The sequence below is a fragment of the Nocardioides sp. 31GB23 genome, from assembly GCF_040012395.1.
Lineage (GTDB): Bacteria > Actinomycetota > Actinomycetes > Propionibacteriales > Nocardioidaceae > Nocardioides > Nocardioides salarius.
In genome coordinates, this window is record NZ_JBDYKJ010000071.1 from 1 (window position 1) to 24,883 (window position 24,883).

General features: G+C 72.0%; 25 protein-coding genes. 5 read left to right on the forward strand and 20 right to left on the reverse strand.

Annotation, left to right across the window (positions count from 1 at the left end):
• The first annotated feature begins 120 nt into the window (after positions 1-120).
• A complete protein-coding gene (locus tag ABKW28_RS18660; protein ID WP_348612341.1) occupies positions 121-561 on the forward strand; it encodes a hypothetical protein in 441 nt (146 codons plus the stop codon).
• A gap of 83 nt (positions 562-644) precedes the next feature.
• Positions 645-1,103 (forward strand): hypothetical protein, encoded by a 459-nt coding sequence (locus ABKW28_RS18665; protein ID WP_348612343.1) that lies wholly within the window; start codon positions 645-647, stop codon positions 1,101-1,103.
• A gap of 34 nt (positions 1,104-1,137) precedes the next feature.
• Here the strand turns inward: ABKW28_RS18665 and ABKW28_RS18670 are convergent, their stop codons facing one another.
• Positions 1,138-1,665, reverse strand: a complete 528-nt coding sequence (locus ABKW28_RS18670) for a hypothetical protein (protein WP_348612345.1) — start codon at positions 1,663-1,665, stop codon at positions 1,138-1,140.
• Between the two features lie 193 nt (positions 1,666-1,858).
• On the opposite strand from ABKW28_RS18670, the gene ABKW28_RS18675 reads away from it, so the two are divergent.
• A complete protein-coding gene (locus ABKW28_RS18675; RefSeq protein ID WP_348612347.1) occupies positions 1,859-3,175 on the forward strand; it encodes an HNH endonuclease signature motif containing protein in 1,317 nt (438 codons plus the stop codon).
• Here the strand turns inward: ABKW28_RS18675 and ABKW28_RS18680 are convergent.
• The 13 genes from ABKW28_RS18680 to dop all read right to left on the reverse strand — a co-directional run bounded on the left by ABKW28_RS18680 (position 3,148) and on the right by dop (position 16,615).
• Entirely contained in the window at positions 3,148-5,976 is a 2,829-nt protein-coding gene (locus ABKW28_RS18680; RefSeq protein WP_348612349.1) for a DEAD/DEAH box helicase, read from the reverse strand. The two genes, ABKW28_RS18675 and ABKW28_RS18680, sit on opposite strands and share 28 nt — an antisense overlap.
• Before the next feature lie 52 nt (positions 5,977-6,028).
• Positions 6,029-6,922, reverse strand: coding sequence for a YegS/Rv2252/BmrU family lipid kinase (locus ABKW28_RS18685; RefSeq protein ID WP_348612351.1), 894 nt, complete (start codon positions 6,920-6,922; stop codon positions 6,029-6,031).
• Positions 6,923-6,938: 16 nt separating this feature from the next.
• Positions 6,939-7,376, reverse strand: a complete 438-nt coding sequence (locus ABKW28_RS18690; RefSeq protein WP_348612353.1) for a hypothetical protein — start codon at positions 7,374-7,376, stop codon at positions 6,939-6,941.
• Positions 7,373-8,212 (reverse strand): twin-arginine translocase subunit TatC, encoded by an 840-nt coding sequence (gene tatC / locus ABKW28_RS18695; RefSeq protein WP_307822722.1) that lies wholly within the window; start codon positions 8,210-8,212, stop codon positions 7,373-7,375. The genes ABKW28_RS18690 and tatC overlap by 4 nt, the downstream gene beginning before the upstream one ends.
• A gap of 47 nt (positions 8,213-8,259) precedes the next feature.
• Positions 8,260-8,559: a twin-arginine translocase TatA/TatE family subunit gene (locus ABKW28_RS18700; protein ID WP_227491661.1), complete on the reverse strand. Its 300-nt coding sequence runs from the start codon at positions 8,557-8,559 to the stop codon at positions 8,260-8,262.
• A gap of 73 nt (positions 8,560-8,632) precedes the next feature.
• The gene (locus tag ABKW28_RS18705) at positions 8,633-9,649 is read right to left on the reverse strand and encodes a WYL domain-containing protein (protein WP_348612355.1); all 1,017 of its coding nucleotides are present in this window, start codon (positions 9,647-9,649) and stop codon (positions 8,633-8,635) included.
• Positions 9,646-10,632, reverse strand: coding sequence for a WYL domain-containing protein (locus ABKW28_RS18710; RefSeq protein ID WP_348612357.1), 987 nt, complete (start codon positions 10,630-10,632; stop codon positions 9,646-9,648). The genes ABKW28_RS18705 and ABKW28_RS18710 overlap by 4 nt, the downstream gene beginning before the upstream one ends.
• A 59-nt stretch (positions 10,633-10,691) precedes the next feature.
• The gene (locus ABKW28_RS18715) at positions 10,692-11,765 is read right to left on the reverse strand and encodes an FKBP-type peptidyl-prolyl cis-trans isomerase (RefSeq protein ID WP_348612359.1); all 1,074 of its coding nucleotides are present in this window, start codon (positions 11,763-11,765) and stop codon (positions 10,692-10,694) included.
• 98 nt (positions 11,766-11,863) lie between these two features.
• Positions 11,864-13,225 carry a Pup--protein ligase gene (gene pafA, locus ABKW28_RS18720; protein WP_193668822.1) on the reverse strand — a complete coding sequence of 454 codons (1,362 nt, stop codon included), beginning with the start codon at positions 13,223-13,225 and terminating at the stop codon, positions 11,864-11,866.
• 48 nt (positions 13,226-13,273) lie between these two features.
• The gene (gene prcA / locus ABKW28_RS18725) at positions 13,274-14,035 is read right to left on the reverse strand and encodes a proteasome subunit alpha (protein WP_348612361.1); all 762 of its coding nucleotides are present in this window, start codon (positions 14,033-14,035) and stop codon (positions 13,274-13,276) included.
• 4 nt (positions 14,036-14,039) lie between these two features.
• The gene (gene prcB, locus ABKW28_RS18730; protein ID WP_193668824.1) at positions 14,040-14,885 is read right to left on the reverse strand and encodes a proteasome subunit beta; all 846 of its coding nucleotides are present in this window, start codon (positions 14,883-14,885) and stop codon (positions 14,040-14,042) included.
• Positions 14,882-15,079 (reverse strand): ubiquitin-like protein Pup, encoded by a 198-nt coding sequence (locus tag ABKW28_RS18735; protein WP_193668825.1) that lies wholly within the window; start codon positions 15,077-15,079, stop codon positions 14,882-14,884. The genes prcB and ABKW28_RS18735 overlap by 4 nt, the downstream gene beginning before the upstream one ends.
• A 27-nt stretch (positions 15,080-15,106) precedes the next feature.
• The gene (gene dop / locus ABKW28_RS18740) at positions 15,107-16,615 is read right to left on the reverse strand and encodes a depupylase/deamidase Dop (RefSeq protein WP_193668826.1); all 1,509 of its coding nucleotides are present in this window, start codon (positions 16,613-16,615) and stop codon (positions 15,107-15,109) included.
• 52 nt (positions 16,616-16,667) lie between these two features.
• Between dop and ABKW28_RS18745 the strand changes: the two genes are divergently transcribed.
• On the forward strand, positions 16,668-17,294 hold the full coding sequence (locus ABKW28_RS18745; protein WP_348612363.1) for a class I SAM-dependent methyltransferase: 627 nt from the start codon (positions 16,668-16,670) through the stop codon (positions 17,292-17,294).
• A 20-nt stretch (positions 17,295-17,314) separates the two neighbouring features.
• Here the strand turns inward: ABKW28_RS18745 and arc are convergent, their stop codons facing one another.
• The 3 genes from arc to ABKW28_RS18760 all read right to left on the reverse strand — a co-directional run bounded on the left by arc (position 17,315) and on the right by ABKW28_RS18760 (position 21,375).
• On the reverse strand, positions 17,315-19,099 hold the full coding sequence (gene arc / locus ABKW28_RS18750; protein WP_348612365.1) for a proteasome ATPase: 1,785 nt from the start codon (positions 19,097-19,099) through the stop codon (positions 17,315-17,317).
• An 89-nt stretch (positions 19,100-19,188) separates the two neighbouring features.
• Entirely contained in the window at positions 19,189-20,100 is a 912-nt protein-coding gene (locus ABKW28_RS18755) for a tRNA (adenine-N1)-methyltransferase (protein ID WP_193668937.1), read from the reverse strand.
• Positions 20,101-20,229: 129 nt separating this feature from the next.
• Positions 20,230-21,375: a site-2 protease family protein gene (locus ABKW28_RS18760; protein WP_348612367.1), complete on the reverse strand. Its 1,146-nt coding sequence runs from the start codon at positions 21,373-21,375 to the stop codon at positions 20,230-20,232.
• An 86-nt stretch (positions 21,376-21,461) separates the two neighbouring features.
• On the opposite strand from ABKW28_RS18760, the gene ABKW28_RS18765 reads away from it, so the two are divergent.
• Positions 21,462-22,352 carry a PD-(D/E)XK nuclease family protein gene (locus ABKW28_RS18765; RefSeq protein ID WP_348612369.1) on the forward strand — a complete coding sequence of 297 codons (891 nt, stop codon included), beginning with the start codon at positions 21,462-21,464 and terminating at the stop codon, positions 22,350-22,352.
• On the opposite strand, the gene ABKW28_RS18770 is transcribed toward ABKW28_RS18765, so the two are convergent.
• Genes ABKW28_RS18770 through ABKW28_RS18780 form a run of 3 tightly spaced genes read right to left on the reverse strand, consistent with a single transcriptional unit; the run spans position 22,349 to position 24,734 of the window.
• Complete coding sequence (locus ABKW28_RS18770; RefSeq protein ID WP_193668831.1) at positions 22,349-22,975, reverse strand: response regulator transcription factor; 627 nt, start codon at positions 22,973-22,975, stop codon at positions 22,349-22,351. The genes ABKW28_RS18765 and ABKW28_RS18770 overlap by 4 nt on opposite strands.
• Positions 22,972-24,312, reverse strand: a complete 1,341-nt coding sequence (locus ABKW28_RS18775) for a sensor histidine kinase (RefSeq protein ID WP_193668832.1) — start codon at positions 24,310-24,312, stop codon at positions 22,972-22,974. Before ABKW28_RS18775 ends, ABKW28_RS18770 begins: the two co-directional genes overlap by 4 nt.
• Entirely contained in the window at positions 24,309-24,734 is a 426-nt protein-coding gene (locus tag ABKW28_RS18780) for a hypothetical protein (RefSeq protein WP_193668833.1), read from the reverse strand. Before ABKW28_RS18780 ends, ABKW28_RS18775 begins: the two co-directional genes overlap by 4 nt.
• Positions 24,735-24,883: the final 149 nt, after the last annotated feature.

The following is a 24,883-nucleotide window of genomic DNA, read 5'->3' on the forward strand; positions in this document are numbered from 1 at the left end:
TGAGCGCGCGCTGACGCGCACGCTACGCGGCAGATGAGCGCGCGCTGACGCGCACGCTACGCGGCAGATGAGCGCGCCTTGCCCGTGCAACCTTTCGGCATGCTGAGGCGTCAGATAGTCATGACGAGTCTGCGCGGTCTCGGTCTGGTAACGCTGGCGATACTGCTGCTGGGCTTTGGCGCCGTGATGGCGGACTCGTCGGACGGAGCCGCGAGTCCTGTCATCACTCGGGTTGCGGACCCCAAGATTCCTTACCCGACCGCAGGCATCAGTGGACGTCTCGACCTGCGTGAAGGCTGCTTGATGATCGGTCAAAGCGTCGTGTTCTGGCCTCCGGGAACGTCGTGGGACGAATCGCGACGTGAGGTTGTCTTCGAAGGCGACTTCCAAGGATCGCCGAACGCTCTGGTCGACTCGATCTTCACCGGGGGTGGCGGGACGTTCGCTTGGAGGGACGATCTGAACGGCGTCTTGATAGGCGACGCAGAAGTCGCACTGCGAGAGTGCATCAACAAGACCGGCGCGACGCACGCGCTGCTGGCCTACCCGGAGAGTCCGTAGGCGGGAGACCTCCGCAAGCAGGACCCCCACTGATCGCGGCAGATTCGGACGTTGCTGCCTCGGTTCTCTGGAAGGCTGACCGAATGAGCGAAGTCCGGACTGTCGTTGTGGCTGAGGGCGTTGCCCCGGATGGGGAGCCCTGGACGCTCCACTACGCGCCTAAAGGCGATCGGGGGTATCCACACCACCTGGCCCTCTTCGTGAACGGAGCCGAGCGCGAGAGCGGGTCCGGATTCGACGTCCCCGGAACGACTGAAATCGGGTTCGGCGGTGGGCTAACGCCTGGGGAGGGAAACTACTACCTGTACGGGCTCACCACCTCTCGCATCCGGACGGTGCGTGCAGAGAGTCACGACGACGCCCGACACTCCGAGGCGTCAACGGCTGCATTCCCTGTCGAAGCGACAGCGGGCGGGGACGCGCTGCGCATCTTCGTCCTGGTTCGGCCCGCGATCGAAGACGTGACTGCTCTTGTGGGCCTGGACCAAGCCGGGCGCGAGGTGCAGCGAATACCCCTCATTGGGCCGCCAGAACGGTCGTAGCAAGCGCCCGACCATCGGCATGAGCGATCGCTTCTCACCCCGGCGTGTCGAACGTCAGATCGCTGGTCCGGAAGTGCTCGCTCCCCTTGGACGGCTCAACAAGCACCAGGAAGTCAGCCAGGGCGTTCGGTCCTCGCTTGCCCGAGCCGTCGCGCGCTCCCGGCTCCTCGTCCCACGCAATGATCTTTGCGCGGACCGCGTACCTGCCCTCCGGCAAGGACAGGCTCACAGGACTTGCCGACGGGTCGCCGACGGTTTCGACTCCGCTGAGAACAAGTGGGCTGCCGTCCGCTACGAGGAGGTAGGGCTCGCTGGTGACGACCGTGCAAGCGGCTTCTCGCTCCGTCGCAGCGTCTGGGGCAACGGCGAGGCGCACACCCCATGCGCCGTCACTCTGGATACCGATTGGAACAAGTTCCCCGGACTGGATCGCGTCATCGAGTCGATCGTTCACTCGCTCCTCCCACACCTCGTAGCCATCGACATCGGCAAAGGCTGAGGACCTCCAGAGAGCGAGCATTCCGGCGTTGGTCGCAACGGTGGCGATGTCGTTCGCAGGCACGCGCAGAGACTAGGCGAACCGCTGGACACCGCGACCGCTCATCGACAGAGCCGGATCATTCGGTTCGTCATCACGGACGACCGCGCACGACCCTGGCCGTCGACGTCCTCGCTGGGGACACCCGATCGACATCATCGTCGCAGGTCAGCACGGGTGCAGCGCCACTGTCGGTGGCTGGTGCTTGAGTGGGTGCATGCTGATCGAGACGGACCTCGCGGGTGGTCCGGTGCGGGTCGATGACCTGGACCGGGACTCGGTGCTGTGGTTCGCCGAGCAGGCCAAGGCCCGTGAGGCCGCGGCGGCCCGTGCGGTGCTGCACGCCACGATCCGCTGGTGCGAGACCAACACCGTCGACGACCCGAGGCTGGCGGCGGGGTTCGGGGAGGTCGGGGGCGACCTGGACTGCCCGGAGAAGATCGGTGGCGACGGGCGCCCGATGGTCGCCGCGTTCTCCGCCGAACCCCTCGCAGCAGCGATGGAGATCTCCACCACCGCCGCCCTGGCCCTGATGGCCGATGCGCTCGAGCTGGCGCACCGGCTGCCGCGGGTGATGGCCCGCGTGGAGGCCCTCGAGGTGCCGGTGTGGCGTGCACGCAGCATCGCCCAGGCCACCAGCAGCCTCTCACCCGAGGCGGCGGCCTACGTCGACGCCGAGATCGCCGCCCGCGCCCACCGGGTCGGGCCGGTGGTGCTGGCCCGGCTGGTCGAGACCGCTCGGGCCCGCTACGACACCGACGCACTCGAAGAGGCCGAGCAGAAGGCGCGGGAGTCGTGGGACGTCGCCGTGACCCATGCCGGGGCGCGTGACGGACGGTGGTTGGGGACCTCGTGGATGCAGATCACCGGCGACACCGCCACCCTGGCCGACCTCCACGACCTGGTGGGGCGTACCGCCCACGACCTGCTGGCCACCTACCCCGACCTGCCCCTGGCCCGGCGCCGGGTGCTGGCGCTGCAGGTCATCGTCGACCGGGCCCGCGCCCACGGCGACAGCCCCGCACCGACCCGGCCCTACAAGGCCTACGTGCACCTCACCGCGACCCCCGAGGGTGACATCGCACCCCTGGGGCGGGTGGAGGACCTCGGCCCCGCCACCAGCGCGATGATCCGTGACTGGCTCACCGGCGCCCGGGTCACGGTGACCCCGGTCCTCGACCCCGACCGCGGCGACCCCGTCGATGCCCACGACCCGCCGGAGTGGATGCGCGAGCTGGTCGTCCTGCGCGACCAGCACTGCGTCTTCCCCGACTGCCGCCGCCCAGCAAGGCGCTGCGACCTCGACCACATCGACCCCTACGACCCACACGGACCACCCGGCCAAACCCATCCAGGCAACCTCGCCCCACTCTGCAGACGACATCACCGGGCCAAGACCACCACCGACCCCACCAAACGATGGCGCTACCGGCGGATGGACCACGGCCACTACACCTGGACCGGACCCCAGGACCAACGACTCGTCGTCGTGCCCGGCATCGGCACCTACTCCTCCTCGGTGACCCCGGAGTAGGCCACGACGCCGCGCCGCATCGAGGCGATGGCCTGGCGCGCCGTGCGCCGCACCGGCGAGTCACCGGCGGCGTCGGCGACCTGGCCGGCCAGGTCGAGCAGCTGCTTCATCCACCGCACGAAGTCACCGGCGGCCAGCTCGCTCTCACCGAGCACGTCGTCGAGGTCGTCGCCCTCGCACCAGCGGTAGGCGATCCAGGCGAAGCCGAGGTCGGGCTGACGCAGGTAGTCGAGCTTGTGGTCCTTCTCGAGGTGGTCCAGGTCGCCCCACAGCCGCACCATCGCGCCGATGGCGTCCTTGGTGGGCCCACCAGGCACCCGCGGCGACGAGGCGTCGTCAGGTCGGCGAGCCTCGAAGACCAGCGTCGACAGGGCAGCGGCCAGGCCGGAGGGCGACAGGTCGTCCCAGACCCCCAGGCGCAGCGACTCGGCGGCCACCAGGTCCATGTCGGAGTAGAGCCGGCGCAGGTGCATGCCCTGCTCGGTCACCGAGGCGTCGGTGCCCTCGTCGGTCAGGTAGCCCAACGCCGTCAGCACCTCGCAGACCCGGTCGAACTGGCGCGCCACGGTGTTGGTGCGGCTCTCCACCCGACGGGCCAGGGTCGCGGCGTCGCGCTCGAGCTTGAAGTAGCGCTCGGCCCAGCGGGAGTGGTCCTCGCGCTCGGCGCACTCGTGGCACGGGTGCGCCTTGAGCCGGCGGCGCAGCTCGGTCACCTCGCTCTCCCACGCGCTGGGCTCGCCACCGTGGGGACGGCCCGGCGCCTGCGCGCCCTTGCGCAGGTGGCGCGGCGGCAGGTCCCGGGTGCGCATCCGCAGCTGGGCCGCCAGGTCGCGGCGCATCTGCGGGTTGCGGGCGTTGAAGGAGCGCGAGATCTTCAGCCGCGTCAGGGCCTCGACCGGCTCGGGGAAGTCCATCATCGCCAGCCGGCGCGACTGCTTCTCCAGCGTGACCACCAGCGGGCGCGGGCCCTCCGGCGACCAGCCGGGGTCGACCACGACGGCGTACCCGGCGAACTTGCCGGTGGGCACCTCGATGACGTCGCCGGGCTTGAGGTGGCGCAGCGACTCGATGGCCTCCGCGCGCCGGTCGGCGCGCCGGGCCTTGTTGGCGCCCTTCTCGACGTCGCTGATCTGGCGGCGCAGCGCGGCGTACTCCATGAAGTCGCCCAGGTGGCACTGCGCGGCCTCGGCGTAGCCCTCCAGCGCGTCCTCGCTCTTGCGCAGCTGGCGCGCCAGGCCCACGACGGCCTTGTCGGCCTGGAACTGCGCGAAGGACTGCTCGAGCAGCTCGCGCGCGGTGTGCCGCCCGAACTGGTGCACCAGGTTGACGGCCATGTTGTACGACGGGCGGAACGACGAGCGCAGCGGATAGGTGCGCGTCGAGGCCAGCCCCGCCAGCTCGCGCGGGTTCATCCCCGGCTGCCAGAGCACGACGCCGTGGCCCTCGGTGTCGAGGCCGCGGCGTCCGGCGCGTCCGGTGAGCTGGGTGTACTCCCCCGGCGTGATGTCGGCGTGGGTCTCGCCGTTCCACTTCGAGAGCTTCTCGATGACCACGGTGCGCGCCGGCATGTTGATGCCCAGCGCGAGGGTCTCGGTGGCGAAGACGACCTTGCACAGGCCGCGCTCGTAGAGCTCCTCCACGCACTGCTTGAAGGCCGGCAGCATGCCGGCGTGGTGCGCGGCCACGCCACGGGTCAGTCCGTCGAGGAAGTCGTGGTAGCCCAGCACGTGCAGGTCGTCGGCCGAGAGGTGCGAGCAGGCGTTCTCGACGTAGGCGAAGATCTCGTCGCGCTCGCGCGGGCTGGTCAGCCGCACCCCGGCGTTGAGGCACTGGGTGACCGCCGCGTCGCAGCCGACCCGGCTGAAGATGAAGACGATCGCCGGCAGCAGGCCCTCGCGGTCGAGCCGGTCGATGACGTCGGCCCGGCTGGGGATCCACACCCGGCGACCGTTGCCGACCTGCTTGGCCGGCGACGAGCGGCCCGGCTGCGAGCGCCCCCGCGGGGAGCGGCGGTCCTTGATGCGCGAGGCCGCCCAGTCGTCGCGGGCGACCTTGAGCAGGTCGTCGTTGACCGGGGCGCCCTCCTTGACGAAGCCGGCCGCCGCGTCGACGTCGGAGGAGGCGAAGAGGTCGAGCAGGCGGCGCCCCACCATCACGTGCTGGAAGAGCGGCACCGGCCGCTTCTCCTCCACGATCGTGGTGGTCTCGCCGCGCACCGTCTCGAGCCACTCGCCGAACTCCTCGGCGTTCGAGACCGTGGCCGAGAGCGAGACCAGCGCCACCGACTCGGGCAGGTGGATGATGACCTCCTCCCACACCGCGCCCCGCGAGCGGTCGGCGAGGTAGTGCACCTCGTCCATCACCACGAAGCCCAGGCCCATCAGCGTCGAGGAGCTGGCGTAGAGCATGTTGCGCAGCACCTCGGTGGTCATCACCACGATCGGAGCCTCGCCGTTGACGGTGTTGTCACCGGTCAGCAGGCCGACCTGGTCGGCGCCGTAGCGGTCCACCAGGTCGTGGTACTTCTGGTTCGACAGCGCCTTGATCGGCGTGGTGTAGAACGCCTTGCGGCCCGTCGCCAGCGCCAGGTGGATCGCGAACTCGCCCACGATGGTCTTGCCGGAGCCGGTGGGCGCCGCGACCAGCACGCCGCGGCCCTCCTCGATCTCGCGGCAGGCCTGCACCTGGAACTCGTCGAGCGGGAAGGCGTAGAGGGCGCGGAAGTCCTTGAGCACCGGGTGCTCGCGGGTACGCCGGAACTGCGCGTACCGCTCCGACGGGGACAGCTCGTCGGTCGTCATGGTCCCAACCTACGCGAGGCCCCGAAGCACGCGTGGTACGCCGCCGGCGCGCTCAGCCCAGCACCCGCAGCGCGCCCGGCACCGCCTCGATCTCCAGCGGCAGCGCGCCGAACCGCTCGCCGTCGGCGTACCCGACGATCCCGGGCGCCGAGACCCGCACCCGTCGCACGCGGTGGTGCTCGTAGGCCGGGTGCGAGCTGACGCTGCCGGTGAAGAGCCGGGGGTAGGTGCGCACCAGGGCCGGCTTGCTCATCGGCTTGATCACGACCACGTCGAGCAGGCCGTCGTCGAGCAGCGCCCCCTCGGTGATCCGCAGCCCGCCGCCGAAGGACGGGCCGTTGCCCACCGAGACCATCATCGCCTCCAGCTCGCGGGTGGCGCCGTCGAGCTCGAGGACGTAGGGCAGCGGCGCGAAGGTGCGCAGCTCGGCCAGGGTGGCGATGTTGTAGCGCATCTGGCCGTGCGGCCACGTCATCCGGTTGGCCCGCTCGTTGACCACCGCGTCGAAGCCCGCGCACAGCACCGTCACGAAGCAGCGGCCCCGGCTCTCGCGGGCCAGGTCGATCGCCCGGCTGCGGCCCGCCAGCACCGCCGCAGCCACGTGGTCGGCGGCCGCGGCGGGGTCTCGACGGGGCAGGTCGAGGTAGCGGGCCACGTCGTTGCCGGTGCCGGCCGGTACGACGCCGAGCGGCGTCGCGGTGCCCGCGAGCACCTGCGCGGCCAGGTGCACCAGGCCGTCCCCACCGACGACCACCAGGGCCTCGACCCCGGCCGCGACGGCCTCGGCGGCCAGGTCGGCCGCCTCCGCCGCGTCGGCGCCCTGCAGGTCGCGCACCGCCAGGCCCGCCGCACGCAGCCGGGGCAGCGCCGCGCCGCGTGCCGCGGCACCGCGCCCCTTGCCCGCGGTCGGGTTGGTCAGCAGCGCGATCTCGCGCGGGGGCGGCATCCGCCGACCCTAGCGCTCAGCCGCGGCCCGGTCCGGCGTCGTGGCCGATGCGCAGCAGCACCGCGTAGTGCTCCGGGGAGGCGCCGACCGCCTTGGCCAGCCGGCTCAGCGCGTCGAGGGCCAGGTCGGCGTCGAAGGCGGTGCCGGGCACGGCGAGGGTCAGCGGCGAGCCGGCGGTGGCCAGCAGCAGCACCTGGCCGTGCCGCCAGGCGAGGTGGGCGCGCGAACGGGTCTGGTCGTCGAGCACCGGGAGCGGGTAGGCCTCGTCCACGGCCAGCAGGTCGCACGGGTGGTGGTCCTGCTCCCCCGGCCCCTCGAGCCGCCCGGTGACCCGGTGGCCCGTGCGCAGCCCCGAGCCGGCGCGCCACGTCACGTCCTGCTCGCCCAGCCACTCGGGCAGGTCGAAGGGGTCGACCTCGGTGACCGGCCCGGTGTCGTCGGCGCGGCGGGTCACAGGGGCGAGGCCTCGTCGGGCGAGAGCCCGGCGTTGATCTTGCGCTTGGCGCGACGGCGGTCGTTGAAGCGGGCGATGATCTCGGCGACGAAGAACAGCAGCACCATCGGCACGGCCATGAACGTCATCGTGAACGGGTCGGCCGAGGGGGTGGCGATCGCGGCGAAGATGAAGATGCCGATGACGACCCAGGGCCGGTGCTTGCCCAGGCTGGCCCCGGAGACCACGCCGGCCAGGTTGAGCAGCACCACGAAGACCGGGATCTCGAAGGCGATGCCGAAGACCAGCAGGGTGCGGGTGAAGAACTGCAGGTACTCGGAGAACTCGACGATGTTGACGATGCCCTCGGGGTTGAACCCGATCAGGATCTCCAGGCCCTTGGGCAGCGTCAGGTAGCCGAGCAGGATCCCGCCCAGGAACAGCGGCCCGGCGATCGCGGCGAAGACGCGGGTCCACTTGCGCTCGTGGGCGTGCAGGCCCGGCAGGATGAAGGCCCAGATCTGGTAGAGCCAGACCGGGCTGGTGGCCACCAGCGCGGCGAAGCCGCACAGCTTGAGGTAGAGCAGCAGTCCGCCACCCGCGCCGCTGGTCGAGGGGAAGGTGACCTCGTCGCCGAGCTTCTCGCGGGCGCTGTTGTAGGGACCCAGGACCAGGTCGAAGAGCTGGTCGAAGAAGAACAGGGAGACCGCGACGGCCAGGACCAGGGTCAGTGCGACCTTGAGGACCCGGGCGCGCAGCTCACGCAGGTGGTCCGAGAGCGCCATCCGGCCGTCGGCGCCGACGGGGTGCATCGGCTTGCCGAGGAAGAGCTTGGCGATCCCGGAGAGTGTCGACACGAGGGCAGGGGTGTATCAGGCGAGAGCGCTGGGCGGGACCGGGCGGCTCAGCCGTGGTGCTTGTCGGCGGGGTTCGGGGTGGTCGCAGTGCCCGTCTGGGGCGCGGCGTCGTCGGTGCGCGCCGGCGGCAGCTCGCTCGGCGACGGGTCGGGCGTCACCGTGGCCTGGGCGTCCTGGTCGTCCTTGTCGTCGTCGCGCAGGCCCTTGGTCTCGGACTTGAAGATCCGCAGCGCCTGACCGGTGCCGCGCGCGAGCTCGGGCAGCTTGGCGGCACCGAACACGATGATGACGATGGCCAGGATGACCAGCCACTCAGCACCCTGGGGCATTCCGATCATGGGGGTCATGGAGCTTCACTACCTTCTGTCGTGTGGGGGTCGCACGCGGACGGCTCGGCCGGCGAGCGCGAACGTGTCCATGCTACGTGAGGTGTTCGTAGAGACCGAGCGTCCGGCTTGCCTCGTCGAGGAACGTGTCGGTGAACTCTTCGGGTCGCACCACGCGCGCGTGCGGGGCCAGGCGCAGCAGCAGCCGGGTGAGCCAGCGCCCGTCGGCGACCAGGAGGTCGACCTCCCAGGGTGCCTCGGGGCCCTCGCCCAAGGGTCGTACCGCCTCGACGGGGTAGTAGTCCACGACCCAGCGTGCCGGCGGTGCCAGGCGCAGGGTGGCCACCGTCGTGCTGCTCGAGCGGGCGAAGAGGCCCTCGGACAGGTCGCGTGGCGGCTCGGGGTCGGTGGTGGTGCGCGAGTCGAGCACCTCGGCCGCGCTGACGCGGTCGAGCCGGAAAAGCCGGGGCGCGTCGGCGCTGTGGCAGTAGGCGTCGAGGTAGCTCCACCCCTGCCCGCTCACCACGCCGCGCGGGTCGACCACCCGCACCGACTCCTCGTCGCGCGCGGGCACGAAGTAGGTCAGGCGGACCTGGCGGCGCTGGGTGGCGGCCTCCTGCAGCCGCCGCGCCAGCAGCGCGGTGTCGACGTCGGCGCCGTCGCGGCCGGGGTCGATGCGCGCCGAGCCGGCCTCGGCCGCTGCCGCCTCGAGCTTGGCCAGGGCACGGTCGACGACCTGCCGGGTGTCCTGGCTCGCGCCGTTGCGCAGCGCGCGCAGCGCCACGATCACCGCGCTGGCCTCGGTCGGGGTCAGGCGCAGCGGGCGGGCGAGGTAGTCGGCGTTCGAGATCCGGATGACGCCGTCGCCGCCGGGATCCTCGAGGGCGTCGAGGTCGACGTCGATCAGGTCGTCGGGGTAGCCGCCCGGCAGACCGCACATCAGCAGGACCTTGAGGTCCTTGAGCAGCTGGTGGGGGCTGACGCCCAGCGCGACGGCGGCCTCGTCGAGGCGCACCGAGTCGCGGGCGTGCAGGTAGGGCACCAGGGTCAGCAGCCGGGCGACCTGGTCCTTGGCGCCCGAGGCTGCCGGGCGCGGTGTCGTCTCGCTCATCGGCGCTCCCCCGCGGCGGTCTCCAGCGTGGTGCGCAGGCGCGCCACGACCTCGGCCCGCAGGTCGAGGGGCTCCTCCACGACCACGGCGCTGCCGTGGCCCAGCACCTCGTCGGCCAGGCCGAGCGAGCTGCGCGTGAGCACGAGGCGGTCCCACGTCGTGGTGTCGTCGGGGCCCACCACGTCGGTCTCGATGCTGTCGGCACCGCGGCGCAGCAGGTGGCCGGCGCCGCGCCGCACCAGCAGCACCGCCTGCTCCGGCGCGGGGGTGGGGGCCAGCCGTCGGGTCAGGGCCTGCAGGTCGGTGCCCGGCGGCACGTCGTACGCCGCCGCGGGGCCGCGGCGCCGTGCCTGGCCCTGCACGCGCGAGAGCCGGAAGACCCGCTCCTCGCCCCGGTCGGTGTCGTGGCCCACGACGTACCAGCGCCCGGAGTGCCGCGCGACGCCCCAGGGCTGCAGGTGCCGGGTGATGGTCTCGGCGGAGCCGGCGGTGCGGTAGTCGAACTCGACCTCGCAGCGCTCCTGGGTGGCCTCCCAGAAGACGTCGAAGGACGGCTCGTCGGCGCTCAGGCGCGGCTCGACGATGTCGAGGGCGCTGACGTCGACGTCGATGCCGGCGGCGCTCAGCTTGCGCACCGCGTCGGTCGTGGCCTCGGCCAGGCGCGCGTGCTGCCAGACCCGGGTGGCCAGGCCGATCACCGCCGCCTCGTCGGCCTCGAGCTCGATGGCGGGCAGCCCGAGCTGCTCGGGCTGGATGCGGTAGCCGGGCTCGTCGTCGAAGTAGGCGTCCATGTGGCCCACCTCGATCGGCACGCCGAGGCTGCGCAGCTCCTCCTTGTCGCGCTCGAACATCTTCTCGAAGGCGTCGTCGGTGGAGCCGGGGTAGAGGATCGAGCGGATCCGCTGCTTGGGCACGAAGTGGCGCTGGACGAGCAGCATGATGAGCAGGTTCATCAGCCGCTCGCTCTTGCGTACCGCCGCCATGCCGCTCCTCCCCTGCTCGTCTCGTCGTGCTGTCGTGTGCTGCGTCGTGCTGGTGGCTGCTACTCGGCGGCCGGGCTCTCCTGCTCGCTCGGCGAGCCGGAGACCGGGCTGGGCGCCTCGGGCTCCTCCTCGCTGAGCTCGGGCTCCTCCTCGGCCGCCTCGTCGGCGGCGTCGGCCGCCGCGGGCCGCGGGGCCACGCCGAGGATGTCGACGAGGAAGTAGAGCGTGTCGGTGCCCTTGATCTTGGCGCTCTCGTTGCCCTGCGGGCCGTAGCCCAGCTCGGGCGGGACCACCAGCCAGACCCGGCTGCCGACGCTCCGGCCGGCCAGGCCCTGGTTCCAGCCCGCCACGAACCCACCGGGGCCCAACGTGCCCACCAGCGGGGTCGCGCCGAAGCTGGTGTCGAACGGCTTGGGCTTGGCGTAGACCGAGCCCAGGTAGTCGACCATCACCGAGTCGCCCTTGCGCACGACCGGGCCGGCGCCCTCGACGACGGTCTCGACCTGCAGCTCGCCTGTCGGCTTGGGGATGCCCTTGAAGCGCATCGACTCCGGCAGCCCGTCCTCGTCGAGCACCAGGTCGGGCGCGATGCCCTCACCCTCCTCGGCGTAGGGCACGTCGACGGGGGTCGGGCCCAGCACGTCCATCACCAGCAGCAGCGGGTCCTTGTTGTTCACGCCCAGGGCGGCGTTGCCGACCTCGCCGAAGAGCTCGGAGGACTCGAAGCCCACCGCGACCCGGTCGCCGACCCGGCGCCCGGACAGCGCCTCGGTGAAGACCTCGGGCAGCTCGTTCGAGCCCAGGTCCAGCACCTCGGGGGTGGCCTCGGCGTAGGTGCTGATCGCCGTGGACTCGTCGAAGCCGTTGCTGAGCAGGTACTGCACCAGCACGGACGAGTCGTCGTCGAGCTCGGCGCCCTCACCCTCCGCGAGCACCTCCACCTCGACGTCGCCGGTCTGGTCGACGTCCTCGGTCCACTCGACCTCGGGCTCCTCGCCGACCTCGCCGGTGACCTCGACCGAGGAGACCACGCTGCGCACGTCGTCGGAGCCGTCCGACCCGCAGGCCGCCAGGGCCGGGATCAGCAGAGCAGGTACGAGGAGGGCCATCGGCCGTCCGGGGCGTCGCAACACCGGGAACATCCTTCACGTCGCAGGACTCGGGCGCCACCGCGCTCGCGCCGGTGACCACGGGCACCCTATCCGCCCGGCACCAGCCGGCGGGGCCGGGGCTACATGCCCTCGATGAGGCGCTGCACCCGGTCGTCGTGGGCCTTGAAGGGGTCCTTGCACAGCACCGTGCGCTGGGCCTGGTCGTTGAGCTTGAGGTGCACCCAGTCGACGGTGAAGTCGCGCCGCCGCTCCTGGGCGCGCCGGATGAACTCGCCGCGCAGCCGGGCACGGGTGGTCTGGGGCGGCACCGACTTGGCCTCGAAGATCTTCAGGTCGGTGCTGACGCGCGCGACCTGGCCGCGCTTCTCGAGCAGGTAGTAGAGGCCGCGCCCGCGGTGGATGTCGTGGTAGGCCAGGTCGAGCTGGGCGACCCGGGCGTGGCCGAGCGGCAGCCCGTGCTTGGCCCGGTAGGCCTCCATCAGCTTCCACTTGATCACCCAGTCGATCTCGCGGTCGACCAGGCCCAGGTCGTCGGACTCCACCGCCTTGAGGGTGCGCTCCCACAGGTCGAGGGCCTGCTCGATCACCGGGGTGCTGATCTCGCGCCGGTCGACGAAGTCGCGCGCCTTGGAGAGGTACTCCGCCTGGATCTCCAGCGCGCTGGCCTCGCGGCCGTTGGCCAGGCGCACCTTGCGCCGCCCGGTGGTGTCGTGGGCGATCTCGCGGATCGCGCGGATCGGGTTCTCCATCGTGAGGTCGCGCATCACCACGCCCTCCTCGATCATCCGCAGCACGAGGTCGCAGCTGGCGACCTTGAGCAGGGTGGTCGTCTCCGACATGTTCGAGTCGCCCACGATGACGTGCAGGCGCCGGTACTTCTCGGCGTCGGCGTGCGGCTCGTCGCGGGTGTTGATGATCGGGCGCGAGCGGGTGGTGGCGCTGCTGACGCCCTCCCAGATGTGCTCGGCGCGCTGCGAGACCGAGTACGACGCCCCGCGCGGGGTCTGGGTGACCTTGCCGGCGCCGACGATGATCTGGCGGGTCACCAGGAACGGGATGAGGATGTCGGCCAGCCGGGAGAACTCCCCCGCCCGCCCGACCAGGTAGTTCTCGTGGCAGCCGTAGGAGTTGCCGGCGGAGTCGGTGTTGTTCTTGAACAGGTAGATCTCGCCGGCGATCCCCTCGTCGTGCAGGCGCTGCTCGGCGTCGAGCAGCAGTCCCTCGAGGACCCGCTCACCGGCCTTGTCGTGGGTGACCAGCTCGGCGATGTCGTCGCACTCCGGCGTCGCGTACTCGGGGTGGCTGCCCACGTCGAGGTAGAGCCGGGCGCCGTTGCGCAGGAAGACGTTGCTGCTGCGCCCCCAGCTGACGACCTTGCGGAACAGGTAGCGCGCCACCTCGTCGGGGCTGAGTCGTCGCTGCCCCTTGAACGTGCACGTGACGCCGTACTCGTTCTCGATCCCGAAGATCCGGCGGTCCATGTGTGAACACTACGACCAGCGTGGTCGTCGTGGGGGGACCTCCGGGACTCAGGGGGCGATCGGGGGCTCGTCGTCGCCCGCCGGGGCCGCGGGGGACGCGGTCGCCGCCGGGGACACGTGGGCGAGGACCTGCTCGATGCGCGCCGGGCTCAGCCTGCTGAACTTGCGCGGCTGGCTGCGGGTGCGGTCGAGGACGGCGACCTCGAGGTCCTTCGCCGCGATCGTGCGGTCCTCGGTCTCGCTGTGGCCCAGCGCGGCGACGGCGAGCGCCAGGGCGCTGTCGAGATCGGCGTCGGGACGGTAGTGCTGCTCGAGGTAGCCGGCGACCGACTCGGCCGCGCCGCCCATGACGGCGTACTGGTGCTCGTCGGCGACCTGGCCGTCGTAGGTCAGCCGGTAGAGCTGGTCCTCGACGCTGCTGCGCCCGATCTCGGCCACGAACAGCTCGACCTCGTAGGGCTTCTCCCCGCCGCTCGAGAAGATCGTGCCCAGCGTCTGGGCGTAGGCGTTGGCCAATCCGCGCCCGCTCACGTCACGGCGGTCGTAGGCGTAGCCGCGCATGTCGGCCAGCCGCACCCCCGCGATGCGCAGGTTCTCGAACTCGTTGTAGCGACCGACGGCCGCGAAGGCGATGCGGTCGTAGATCTCCGAGACCTTGTGCAGCGCCTGGGAGGGGTTCTCGGAGGCGAAGAGGATGCCGTCGGCGTACTGGACGGCCACGACCGATCGGCCGCGGGCGATGCCCTTGCGGGCGAAGTCGGCCCGGTCCTTCATCAGCTGCTCGGGCGAGACGTAGAAGGGAGCGCTCATCGGCTCAGGCACCTCCGGTCAGCGGGGCGTGGGGTCCGTCCGGCCGGCCCATCCGGCCGGCGATGACGCGCTCGGAGACCTCCGCGACGCGCTCCTCCTCGATCGTGCGCCCACCCTCGGCGCCGATCAGGTGCACCATCGGGAAGATCCGCCGCGCCACGTCGGGCCCGCCGGTGGCGGAGTCGTCGTCGGCGGCGTCGTAGAGCGCCTGCACGGCCAGGGTGATGACGTCGTCCTCGCCCAGGTCGGGGCGGTAGAGCTTCTTCAGCGCGCCCCGGGCGAAGAGCGAGCCGGAGCCCACCGCGTGGTAGCCGGTCTCCTCGTAGCGCCCGCCGGTCACGTCGTAGCTGAAGATGCGCCCGGCCGCGGCGTCGACGTCGTAGCCGACGAAGAGCGGCACCACGGCGAGGCCCTGCATGGCCATCCCGAGGTTGCCGCGGATGAGCGCCGAGAGCCGGTTCGCCTTGCCGTCGAGGCTGAGCCGGGTGCCCTCGATCTTCTCGTAGTGCTCGAGCTCGGTCTGGAAGAGCCGCACCAGCTCGACGGCCAGCCCGGCCGTGCCGGCGATGCCGGCGGCGGAGAACTCGTCGGTGGCGAAGACCTTCTCGATGTCGCGCGAGGCGATAATGTTGCCCATCGTGGCGCGGCGGTCACCGGCCAGCAGCACCCCGCCGGGGTACGTCGCCGCCACGATCGTGGTGCCGTGCGGCGCCAGGTCGTGGGCCTGTCCCGCGGGCAGCGTGCGGCGCCCCGGCAGCAGCTCGGGCGACTGGGAGGCCAGGAAGTCGGCGAAGGACGACGTGCCGGGCTGCAGGTAGCCGGCCGGCAGGCGCGGGTCGCCCCCGCTCACTGGCCGCCCTTCTGGATGAACGACTTCACGAAGTCCTCGGCGTTGGACTCCAGCACGTCGTCGATCTCGTCGAGGATGTCGTCGACGTCGCTGTCGAGCGCCTCCTTGCGCTCGGCGACGTCGGTCTCCGGGGCGGTCTCGACCGACTCCTCGGTCTCCGTCGACTTGCGCGGCTGCTTCTGCTCCTGGGCCATGCTCCGACCCTAGCCGACGGGCCCGCCTCAGCTGGTGAGGGCCGCGAAGAGCTCGGAGGCGCTGGTGCAGCGGTCCATCAGCTCGCCCACGTGGGCCCGGCTGCCGCGCAGCGGGTCGATCGTCGGCACCCGCTGCAGCGACTCGCGCCCCGGCAGGTCGAAGATCACGGAGTCCCACGACGCCGCCGCCACCGCGTCGGGGAACTTCTCCAGGCAGCGGCCCCGGAAGTAGGCCCGCGTGTCGTGCGGCGGGTCGTGCATCGCGTCCTCGACCGCGGCGTCGTCGAGCAGCCGCTCGATGCGCCCGGCCCGGACCAGGCGCTGGTAGAGCCCCTTGTCGGGACGGATGTCGGAGTACTGGTAGTCGATGAGCTGCAGCTTGGCGTCGTCCCAGGCCAGGGCGTCGCGCTGGCGGTACTGCTCGAGCAGCTTGAGCTTGGCCACCCAGTCGAGCTCGCCGGCCAGCGACATCGGGTCGCGCTCGAGCCGGTCGAGCACCGACTCCCAGCGGGCGAGCACGTCGACGGTCTGGGGGTCGGCGTCGGCGCCGAGCCGGTCCTCGACGTACTTGCGCGCCAGGTCGAGGTACTCCATCTGCAGCTGCACCGCGGTGAGGCGGCGCCCGTCGCGCAGCGTCAGCAGGTGCGTGAGGCCCGGGTCGTGGGAGACCGCCCGCAGAGCGGAGACGGGGCTCTCGACGCTCAGGTCGGCGTCGATGAACCGGTCCTCGATCATCGCCAGCACCAGGGCGGTGGTGCCGACCTTGAGGTACGTCGAGACCTCCGCGAGGTTGGCGTCGCCGATGATGACGTGCAGTCGGCGGTACTTCTCGGGGTCGGCGTGCGGCTCGTCGCGGGTGTTGATGATGGGGCGCTTGAGCGTGGTCTCGAGGCCGACCTCGACCTCGAAGAAGTCGGCGCGCTGGCTGATCTGGTAGCCGTGCTCGCGCCCGTCGGGGCCGATGCCGACACGTCCGGCCCCGCAGACGACCTGGCGGCTGACGAAGAACGGCGTCAGGTGGTGCACGATGTCGGCGAACGGCGTGGAGCGGCGCATCAGGTAGTTCTCGTGCGCGCCGTAGGAGGCGCCCTTGCCGTCGGTGTTGTTCTTGTAGAGCACGATCGGCGCCCCGCCCGGGAGCTGCCCGGCACGCCGGGCGGCGTCGAGCATCACCAGCTCGCCGGCCTTGTCCCAGCGCACGATGTCGAGGGGCGTGGTGACCTCGGGGGTGGAGAACTCCGGGTGGGCGTGGTCGACGTAGAGGCGTGCGCCGTTGGTGAGGATGACGTTGGCCAGCCCCAGGTCCTCGTCGGTGAGCTGGGACTGGTCGGCCACCTGGCGCGACATGTCGAAGCCTCGGGCGTCGCGCAGCGGCGACTCCTCCTCGAAGTCCCACCGGGCCCGGCGTGCCTTCACGGTCGCGCTCGCGTAGGCGTTGACCACCTGCGAGGACGCGACCATCGGGTTCGCGCCCGGCTGGCCCGGCACCGAGATGCCGTACTCGACCTCGGTCCCCATCACCCGTCTGACACTCATGCCCCGAGCCTACGCGGGGCGCCTGCGCGAGGTCCGGCCGTAGGGTCGGGGCATGAGCATGTGGGAGGAACGCGTCCTGCCGCGCCTGGTCGACCGGGCGCTGGCGGGGCCGCCGGTGCAGCAGCTGCGGGCAGCCACCTGCGCGGGCCTCACCGGCCGTGTCCTGGAGATCGGGTTCGGGTCGGGGCTCAACATCGAACACCTGCCGCCGGAGGTGGTCTCGCTCGACGCGGTCGAGCCCTCCGACCTGGGCTGGTCGTTGTCGCAGGACCGGCGCAGCGAGAGCCGGGTGCCGGTGCGGCGGGTCGGCCTCGACGGCCAGCGCCTCGACGCCCCCGACGCGGCGTACGACGCCGTGCTGTGCACGTTCAGCCTGTGCACCATCCCCGACGCCGCGCTCGCGGCGCGCGAGGTGCACCGGGTGCTGCGACCGGGCGGCCGGCTGCACCTGCTCGAGCACGGCGTCTCCCCCGACGACCGGGTGCGTGCCTGGCAGCACCGTCTCGAGCCGGTGCAGCGCCGCGTGGCCGGCGGCTGCCACCTGACCCGCGACCCGCTGCGGCTGGTGGCCGACGCCGGTCTGCGGGTCGAGGACAGCGAGCAGCGCTACCTGCCCGGCCCCGCGGTCGGACGCCCCTGGACCTACGGCTACCGCGCCGTGGCCACCCGGCCCGCCTGAGCCGAGCTCGTGCGTGCGGCCTAGAGGTACTGGCCGGTGTTGGCCACGGTGTCGATGGAGCGGCCCGGCTCGGTGCCCTGCTTGCCGGTGACCAGGGTGCGGATGAAGACGATGCGCTCGCCCTTCTTGCCCGAGATCCGTGCCCAGTCGTCGGGGTTGGTGGTGTTGGGCAGGTCCTCGTTCTCCTTGAACTCGTCGACGCACGCCTGCAGCAGGTGGCTGACGCGCAGCCCGTGCTGGTCGTGGTCGATGAAGTCCTTGATCGCCATCTTCTTGGCGCGGTCCACGATGTTCTGCAGCATCGCCCCGGAGTTGAAGTCCTTGAAGTACAGGACCTCCTTGTCGCCGTTGGCGTAGGTGACCTCGAGGAAGCGGTTCTCCTCGGTCTCGGCGTACATGCGCTCGACCGTGGCCCGGATCATCGCGTCGACGCACGCGGAGCGGTCGCCGCCGAACTCGCCTAGGTCGTCGCTGTGCAGCGGCAGGCCCGGGGTCAGGTACTTGCTGAAGATGTCGCGGGCCGACTCGGCGTCGGGGCGCTCGATCTTGATCTTCACGTCGAGGCGGCCGGGGCGCAGGATCGCGGGGTCGATCATGTCCTCGCGGTTGGAGGCGCCGATGACCAGGACGTTCTCGAGCAGCTCGACGCCGTCGATCTCGCTGAGCAGCTGCGGGACGATGGTGTTCTCGACGTCGGAGGAGACCCCGCTGCCGCGGGTGCGGAACAGCGAGTCCATCTCGTCGAAGAACACGATGACCGGGGTGCCGCTGCTGGCCTTCTCACGAGCCCGCTGGAAGACCAGCCGGATGTGGCGCTCGGTCTCGCCGACGTACTTGTTGAGCAGCTCGGGGCCCTTGATGTTGAGGAAGTAGGACTTGACCTCGGTGCCCTGGCCCGACTCCGCGTTGCGCGCCGCGACCTTCTTGGCCAGCGAGTTGGCCACCGCCTTGGCGATCAGGGTCTTGCCGCAGCCCGGCGGGCCGTAGAGCAGGACGCCCTTGGGCGGCTTCAGCTCGTGCTCCTTGAACAGCTCGGGGTAGAGGTAGGGAAGCTCCACGGCGTCCTGGATCGCCTCGATCTGGCCGCTGAGGCCACCGATCGACTCGTAGGCGATGTCGGGGACCTCCTCGAGCACCAGCTCCTCGACCTCGGACTTCGGCACCTTCTCGTAGACGTAGCCGGCGCGGGCGTCGAGCAGCAGCGAGTCGCCGGCGCGGATCGTGTCGCCGCGCAGCGGCTCGGCGAGCCGGACCACGCGCTCCTCGTCGGCGTTGGCGATGACCAGCGCTCGATCGCCGTCGGCGAGCAGCTCCTTGAACATCACGACCTCGCCGACCTGCTCGAAGTCGAGGGCGGCCACGACGTTCATGGCCTCGTTGAGCATGACCTCCTGGCCGCGGGTCAACTCGTCGAGTTCGACGCCCGGGCTGACGTTGACGCGCAGCTTGCGACCGCCGGTGAAGACGTCGACGGAGTCGTCGTCGTTGCGGGCCAGGAAGGTGCCGAAGCCGGCCGGTGGCTGGGCCAGCCGGTCGACCTCCTCCTTGAGCTTGGTGATCTGGTCGCGGGCCTCGCGCAGGGTCTGGGCCAGGCGCTCGTTCTGCGAGGTGACGGCGGCCAGCGAGCGCTGGGCGTCGCTGAGGCGCATCTCCAGGCCGCGGGAGGACCCGGGGCTCTCGCCCAGGCGGCGGCGCAGGTCGGAGACCTCGGCCTCCAGGAAGCGGACCTGGCCGAGCAGCTCTTCCGGGCTGCGGCCGGACGAGCGGGACTGACCGGTGTTCGAGTTGCCATCGGATGTCGACATCAGCGCACCTCCTGTGTGGCTCTCGACCCTACCCGCGACACCTCGTCAGGGAAGAGGCTCGCCGAGGTGCGGGCGAGATTTGCCGAGGCTCAGTCCTGGGGGTCCGGCTCCACGGGCAGCCCCGGCGGCCGGGGCCCGGAGTAGTCGGGGCCGTAGGCGCCCGGTGCCGGGCGCCGGGTCTTGCGCAGCGGCTTCTGGCCGGGGGCCAGGCGCCGGGCGGTGACCAGGAACGCGGTGTGACCGATCATCTTGTGGCCGGGGCGCACGGCCAGGCCCTCGACGTGCCAGTCGCGCACCAGGCTCTCCCAGGGCTGCGGCTCGGTGAAGCCGCCGTGGGCACGCACGGTCTCGACGAAGCGCGAGAGCTGGGTGGTGGTGGCGACGTAGGCGCACACGATGCCGCCGGGCACGAGTGCTCCGGCGGCGGCGTCGAGGCACTCCCACGGCGCGAGCATGTCGAGGATGATCCGGTCGCAGCGCTCGCCCGACGCGGGCAGGGCCTCGGCGAGGTCGCCCAGGGTGAGCTCCCAGGCGGGGTGGGTCGCGTCGGCGGGAGCACCGAAGAACTGGTTGACGTTGCGGCGGGCGACGTCGGCGAACTCCTCGCGGCGCTCGAAGGACGACACCCGTCCCCACGGCCCGACCGCCCGCAGCAGCGAGCAGGTCAGGGCGCCGGAGCCGACCCCGGCCTCGACGACCCGGGCGCCCGGGAAGATGTCGGCCATCGCCACGATCTGGGCGGCGTCCTTGGGGTAGACCACCGCCGCGCCGCGCGGCATCGAGACCACGAACTCCGAGAGCAGGGGCCGGAAGACCAGGTACTCGCCGCCGGCGGAGCTGGCGAGGGTGAAGCCCTCCTCGCGGCCGATCAGGTCGTCGTGGTCGAGGTGGCCCTTGTTGGAGAAGAAGCGCTTGCCGGCCTGGAGCTCGAAGTTGTGCTTGCGCCCCTTGCTGTCGGTCAGGCGCACCCACTCGCCCTCGCGCAGCGGGCCACGGTGCACGCCGGACCAGGCCTCGGCGGGCACGTCCGGGTACGCCGTCCCCGGCTGCTGCTGGCTCGGGGTCGGCTCGTCGATCTCGGTCGGGTTCGGCTGCTCGGACACGGGCGAACCCTAGGCGCCGCCGCGGGGTCAGCGCGATTCGCGAAAGGCGCGGTCCACGTCGTCGGTGGCCAGCACCCCGTAGATCGACTCGTCGGGGTGCACCAGGAGGTACTCCGCCGACGGGGTGGAGGTGATGGCGCGCACCAGCTCCTCCCCCGTGATGCCCAGCGGCAGGCGCAGCCCCACCTCGAGGGTCCGCGCCACGCTCGAGGCCGGGACCCAGGGCCGGCGCTCCTGCGGCGTGGCCAGCAGGGCCGCCTCGCTCACGAGGCCGACGGGGCGACCGCTCGGGTCGAGGGTGACGATGCCGCCGGCCTGCGCCTCGTTGGCCCGGCGCACGGCCTCGGCCAGGGGCAGCTCGGCCGGCACGCTGATGGTGCGGCGGGCCAGGTCGCGCGCGACCAGGCGGGGCAGTCGCGCGCGCAGGCGGGCCGAGGTCATCGCGGCGGTCGCGCCCGACCACAGGAAGACCGCGATCACCAGCACGAGAGCGAAGTCGAGCAGGTCGGGCCGCGCCCCGGTCAGGGGCTCCTGGACCAGCGGCCAGACCAGCACGGCGACGGCGGTGGCACGCCCGCCCCAGCCGGCCACGACGGTGCCGCGGTGCATGTTGCCGGTGATGCCCCACACGGCCGACTTCAGGACCCGGCCCCCGTCGAGCGGCAGGCCCGGCACGAGGTTGAGCACGCCCACCAGGAGGTTGGCGAAGATCAGGCCCTCGACCGCGAGCAGCAGCAGCCCGTCGGGGGTGAAGGGGTGCACGGCGAGGGCGACCAGCCCGACGGCGATGGAGGTGAGCGGGCCGACCACGGCGATGAGGAACTCCTCGCGGGGACGCCGTGCCTCCCCCTCGATCGAGGTCATCCCACCGAGGAAGTGCAGGGTGATCGAGCTGATCGTGAAGCCGAAGCGGCGCGCCACCACCGCGTGGGAGGCCTCGTGCAGCAGCACCGAGCCGTAGAGCAGCACCGCGAAAGCGGCCCCGGCGAGGTACTTCAGGCTCCCCAGCCCCGGTTGCACGTCGTCGATGAGAGGTGCCACGAGCACGGCGATCAGCCCCGCGACCAGGAACCAGGACGAGGAGACCAGCACGTCGCTGCCGGCGATCGTGCCGACCTTCAAGGTGCCCGGCGGTCGCGAGGACGCCCTGGGCTCGGGCGGGGTCGCGGACATCCCTCGAGGCTAGTCGACCCCTGCACGGACCCTCGTGCTCGCCCACTCCACCGAGGCTGTCGGCGCCGGCGCCTAGGGTTCCCCACATGAGCTGCACGGTCCCCTCCCCCGACGTCTCGCCGGCCGAGCGCGTCTCGACGCCCGTCGACGGGGTCCGGGTCGTGGGCGCCCTCTCACCGAGCCGGGCGGGCGACTTCGTCACCTGCCCGCTGCTCTACCGCTTCCGCACCATCGACCGGCTTCCCGAGCCGCCGTCGGCCGACGCGGTGCGCGGCACCCTGGTGCACAAGGTGCTGGAGGACCTGTTCGACCTCCCGGCCGCCGAGCGCACCCCTGCCCGGGCGGGCGAGATGCTGGCACCGGCCTGGCAGACCCTCGTCGACGCGGAGCCCGACGTGGCCGGGCTCTTCGACCCCGGCGCGGCGGGGCGGACCGACGGCGGGCCCCCACCCGACCTGGCGCACTGGCTCGCCTCGTGCCGCACCGTGCTGGAGCGCTGGTTCACGCTCGAGGACCCGACCCGCCTCGAGCCCGCCGAGCGCGAGCTCTACGTCGAGGCGGTGCTGGAGTCGAGGCTGCTGCTGCGCGGCTTCGTCGACCGGCTCGACGTGGCACCCGACGGGGCGCTGCGGGTGGTCGACTACAAGACGGGGCGCTCACCGGCGGTGGGCTTCGAGCAGCGGGCGCTGTTCCAGATGCGCTTCTACGCCCTGGTGCTCTGGCGCACCCGCGGTGTGCTTCCCGCGCTGCTGCAGCTGGTCTACCTGGGCAACGGCGAGATCGTGCGCTACGAGCCCGACGAGGCCGACCTGCTGGCCACCGAGCGCCGGGTCCAGGCGATCTGGGAGGCGATCAGCACGGCCCGCGAGAGCGGCGAGTGGCTGCCCAGGCGCAGCCGTGCCTGTGACTGGTGCGCCCACCGGTCCATCTGCCCCGAGTGGGGCGGCACGCCCCCGCCGCTGCCCGAGGCACACTAGAGGTCGTGGCGCTGGGCCCACACCGCGGCCTGGGTGCGGTCCACGACCCCGATGCGGGCGAAGGCCGAGGTCAGGTGCGCCTTCACCGTGCGCTCGCTGATGTCGAGGCGGCGCGCGATCTGCTTGTTGGCCAGGCCGTCGCGGACCAGGCGCAGCACCTCGACCTCGCGGGCGGTCAGCTGGGGCCGGGAGCTGCCGGAGCGGGCGCCCAGGAGCGCTCGCGCGGCCCTGGGGTGGATCGGCGACTCGCCGCGGGCCACGGCCCGGATGCCGGCCAGCACGTCGTCGGGGTCGGCGTCCTTGAGCAGGTAGCCGACCGCGCCGGCGTCGAGGGCGTCGAGGATCCGCTCGCTGTCGGAGAAGCTCGTCAGCACCAGGACGTCGACGCCCGGCACCTCCGCGCGCACCCGCCGGGTCGCGGCCACGCCGTCGACACCGGGCATCTGCAGGTCCATCAGGACCACGTCGGGACGCACCTCGCGGACCACGTCGACCGCCTGCAGCCCCTCGCCGGCCTGCCCCACGACGCTGATGTCGTCGGTCGAGGCCAGCAGCTGCGCCAGCCCGGCCCGGATCACGGCGTGGTCGTCGACCAGCACCACCCGGATCGGCCCCGCGCTCACCGGCGCACCTCGAGGCGCACGATGGTCCCCTCGCCCGGTGCGGAGCGCACCTCGAGCCGCCCGCCGGCGTCGGCGACGAGGCTGCGCAGGCCGGTGAGCCCGAAGTGCTCGGGCCCGCGGTGGCACGCCTGGTCGAAGCCGATGCCGTCGTCGACCACCTCCAGCAGGCTGCCCGAGCCGGTGCCGCGCACGGTGACGGCCAGCGTGGACGCCTCGGCGTGGCGCACCGTGTTGCGCACCGCCTCCTGGGTCACCCGCCACAGCATCGCCACCTCGGCGGCGGGCGCGTCCTCGACGTCCTCGACGCTGGCCGAGGCGGTGATGCCCGCCGCGCTGACCGGGGCGAGCAGGTCGGCCACGGCCGAGGCCAGGCCCTTGCCGTGCAGGTCGGGCGGGTGGATCTCGGCGAGCAGCGAGCGCAGCGAGCGCAGCCCGTCACGCAGCGAGTCGCCGGCGCCGGCCAGGCGCCCGCGCAGGTGTGGCGGCACCTCGAGGTCGCGCGACACCGCGGAGAGCGAGAAGGCGGTGCCGGCGAGGTCCTGCACGACGCCGTCGTGCAGGTCGCGCGCGATGCGGCGGCGCTCCGCGTCGGAGGCGGTCATCGCCGCCTCCAGCAGGCGCTCGCGCTCGCGGCCGGCACGGCGCACCTGGGTGGTGAGCAGCCCCAGCATCACCGCCGAGATCAAGGAGAGCAGCACGAGCGGCCCCAGGGTGATCCACCGGAAGGCGCCGAAGATCTCGCTGCGCCCCTCCTCCAGGCCGTCGAGGGCCCAGTAGGCGACGAAGAGGACCGGCTCGCCGGTCTCGGTCTCGATGCGGGTGAAGATCTTGACCAGCCCGCGCTCGTCGCCGGCCCGGTCGAGGCTGCGCGGCGACGCCGGGTCGGCCAGCTCGGAGCCGGTGCCGCCCTCGCGCAGCACCCGCTGCTGGGCGCTGCTCAGGGCATAGCGCTCGCGGCTGATGATGGGCACGGCGTCGGGGTCGTCCTGGCTGTAGATCAAGGTGCCGTCGGGTGCGAAGAGGTCGACGCTGTCGACGTCGCGGGCCTGCAGCAGGTTGGGTACTTTGCGGAAGAACTTGTCGACGGCGCCGAACTTGCCGCTGAGCAGGCCGGCAGCGACGTACGGCTCGGCCGTGGTCTGGGCCAGGAGCTCGCTGACCGACTCGGCCTGGGCGCGGGCGGCGTCGCGGGCGGCGTCGTCGGCGATCACGTTGGTGGCCACGAAGATGGCGGCCACCAGCACCGCGCTGACGGCCAGGAGCAGGGCGACCGGGCTGCGGAACCAGGTGGCACGCGCGGGCGGTGCACCCAGCGCACCGGGGAGGGGGGTGCTCACCCGTTGAACGTGACGTCGCCGCGACAGATCTCGTCGCTGTCCTTGTTGCCGGCGCGGAAGACGATCTCGTCGGGGCCGGTGAAGTCGACCATCGAGCGCGCGACCCGGAAGGACCTGTCGGCGTCACGGGCGGTGACGGTGCCCTTGGCCGAGACGTCGTCGTTGTGCTTGAGCTTCCAGCCCCACTCGTCGGTGTCGTCGCTGAAGACGGCCGCGGTGACGGTCAGGCTGCCGTTGGCCTCCTGGTCGACCTTGAGCTTCCAGGTGCTGTCGGGTGCGCCGCGGCACGGACCCGAGGCCACCACGTCGGCCTTGGCCGCGGCCGGCGAGGCGACCAGCCCGCAGGGCGCCAGCCCCGCGGCGAGCAGCAGGCCGAGCGCCAGGGCCGACCGGCCGGAGGTGCTGCGCTCGAGGTGGCTCATGGTGGCCCTCTTGGTCTGCTCACCGCGCACGGACGCGGATCTCGGGTGGGTCGTCACAGGATCGCACGCGACTGACCCGGCGACCAGCAGTTCTGCGGCCGGGACCCGGTCCCGGCCGTGCTCGACAACGCCACCACGCCTTCCCTGGG

Excerpts from the sequence above, each read along its gene's own strand:
- ABKW28_RS18700 (WP_227491661.1), bottom strand. The coding sequence starts at position 8,559 with ATGACCCCCATGATCGGAATGCCCCAGGGTGCTGAGTGGCTGGTCATC.
- ABKW28_RS18780 (WP_193668833.1), bottom strand. The coding sequence starts at position 24,734 with ATGAGCCACCTCGAGCGCAGCACCTCCGGCCGGTCGGCCCTGGCGCTC.
- ABKW28_RS18675 (WP_348612347.1), top strand. The coding sequence starts at position 1,859 with ATGCTGATCGAGACGGACCTCGCGGGTGGTCCGGTGCGGGTCGATGAC.
- dop (WP_193668826.1), bottom strand. The coding sequence starts at position 16,615 with ATGAGTGTCAGACGGGTGATGGGGACCGAGGTCGAGTACGGCATCTCG.
- ABKW28_RS18705 (WP_348612355.1), bottom strand. The coding sequence starts at position 9,649 with ATGAGCGAGACGACACCGCGCCCGGCAGCCTCGGGCGCCAAGGACCAG.
- ABKW28_RS18765 (WP_348612369.1), top strand. The coding sequence starts at position 21,462 with ATGAGCTGCACGGTCCCCTCCCCCGACGTCTCGCCGGCCGAGCGCGTC.
- ABKW28_RS18745 (WP_348612363.1), top strand. The coding sequence starts at position 16,668 with ATGAGCATGTGGGAGGAACGCGTCCTGCCGCGCCTGGTCGACCGGGCG.
- ABKW28_RS18685 (WP_348612351.1), bottom strand. The coding sequence starts at position 6,922 with ATGCCGCCCCCGCGCGAGATCGCGCTGCTGACCAACCCGACCGCGGGC.
- prcA (WP_348612361.1), bottom strand. The coding sequence starts at position 14,035 with ATGAGCGCTCCCTTCTACGTCTCGCCCGAGCAGCTGATGAAGGACCGG.
- pafA (WP_193668822.1), bottom strand. The coding sequence starts at position 13,225 with ATGGACCGCCGGATCTTCGGGATCGAGAACGAGTACGGCGTCACGTGC.
- ABKW28_RS18735 (WP_193668825.1), bottom strand. The coding sequence starts at position 15,079 with ATGGCCCAGGAGCAGAAGCAGCCGCGCAAGTCGACGGAGACCGAGGAG.
- ABKW28_RS18665 (WP_348612343.1), top strand. The coding sequence starts at position 645 with ATGAGCGAAGTCCGGACTGTCGTTGTGGCTGAGGGCGTTGCCCCGGAT.
- ABKW28_RS18660 (WP_348612341.1), top strand. The coding sequence starts at position 121 with ATGACGAGTCTGCGCGGTCTCGGTCTGGTAACGCTGGCGATACTGCTG.
- ABKW28_RS18710 (WP_348612357.1), bottom strand. The coding sequence starts at position 10,632 with ATGGCGGCGGTACGCAAGAGCGAGCGGCTGATGAACCTGCTCATCATG.
- ABKW28_RS18680 (WP_348612349.1), bottom strand. The coding sequence starts at position 5,976 with ATGACGACCGACGAGCTGTCCCCGTCGGAGCGGTACGCGCAGTTCCGG.
- ABKW28_RS18760 (WP_348612367.1), bottom strand. The coding sequence starts at position 21,375 with ATGTCCGCGACCCCGCCCGAGCCCAGGGCGTCCTCGCGACCGCCGGGC.
- arc (WP_348612365.1), bottom strand. The coding sequence starts at position 19,099 with ATGTCGACATCCGATGGCAACTCGAACACCGGTCAGTCCCGCTCGTCC.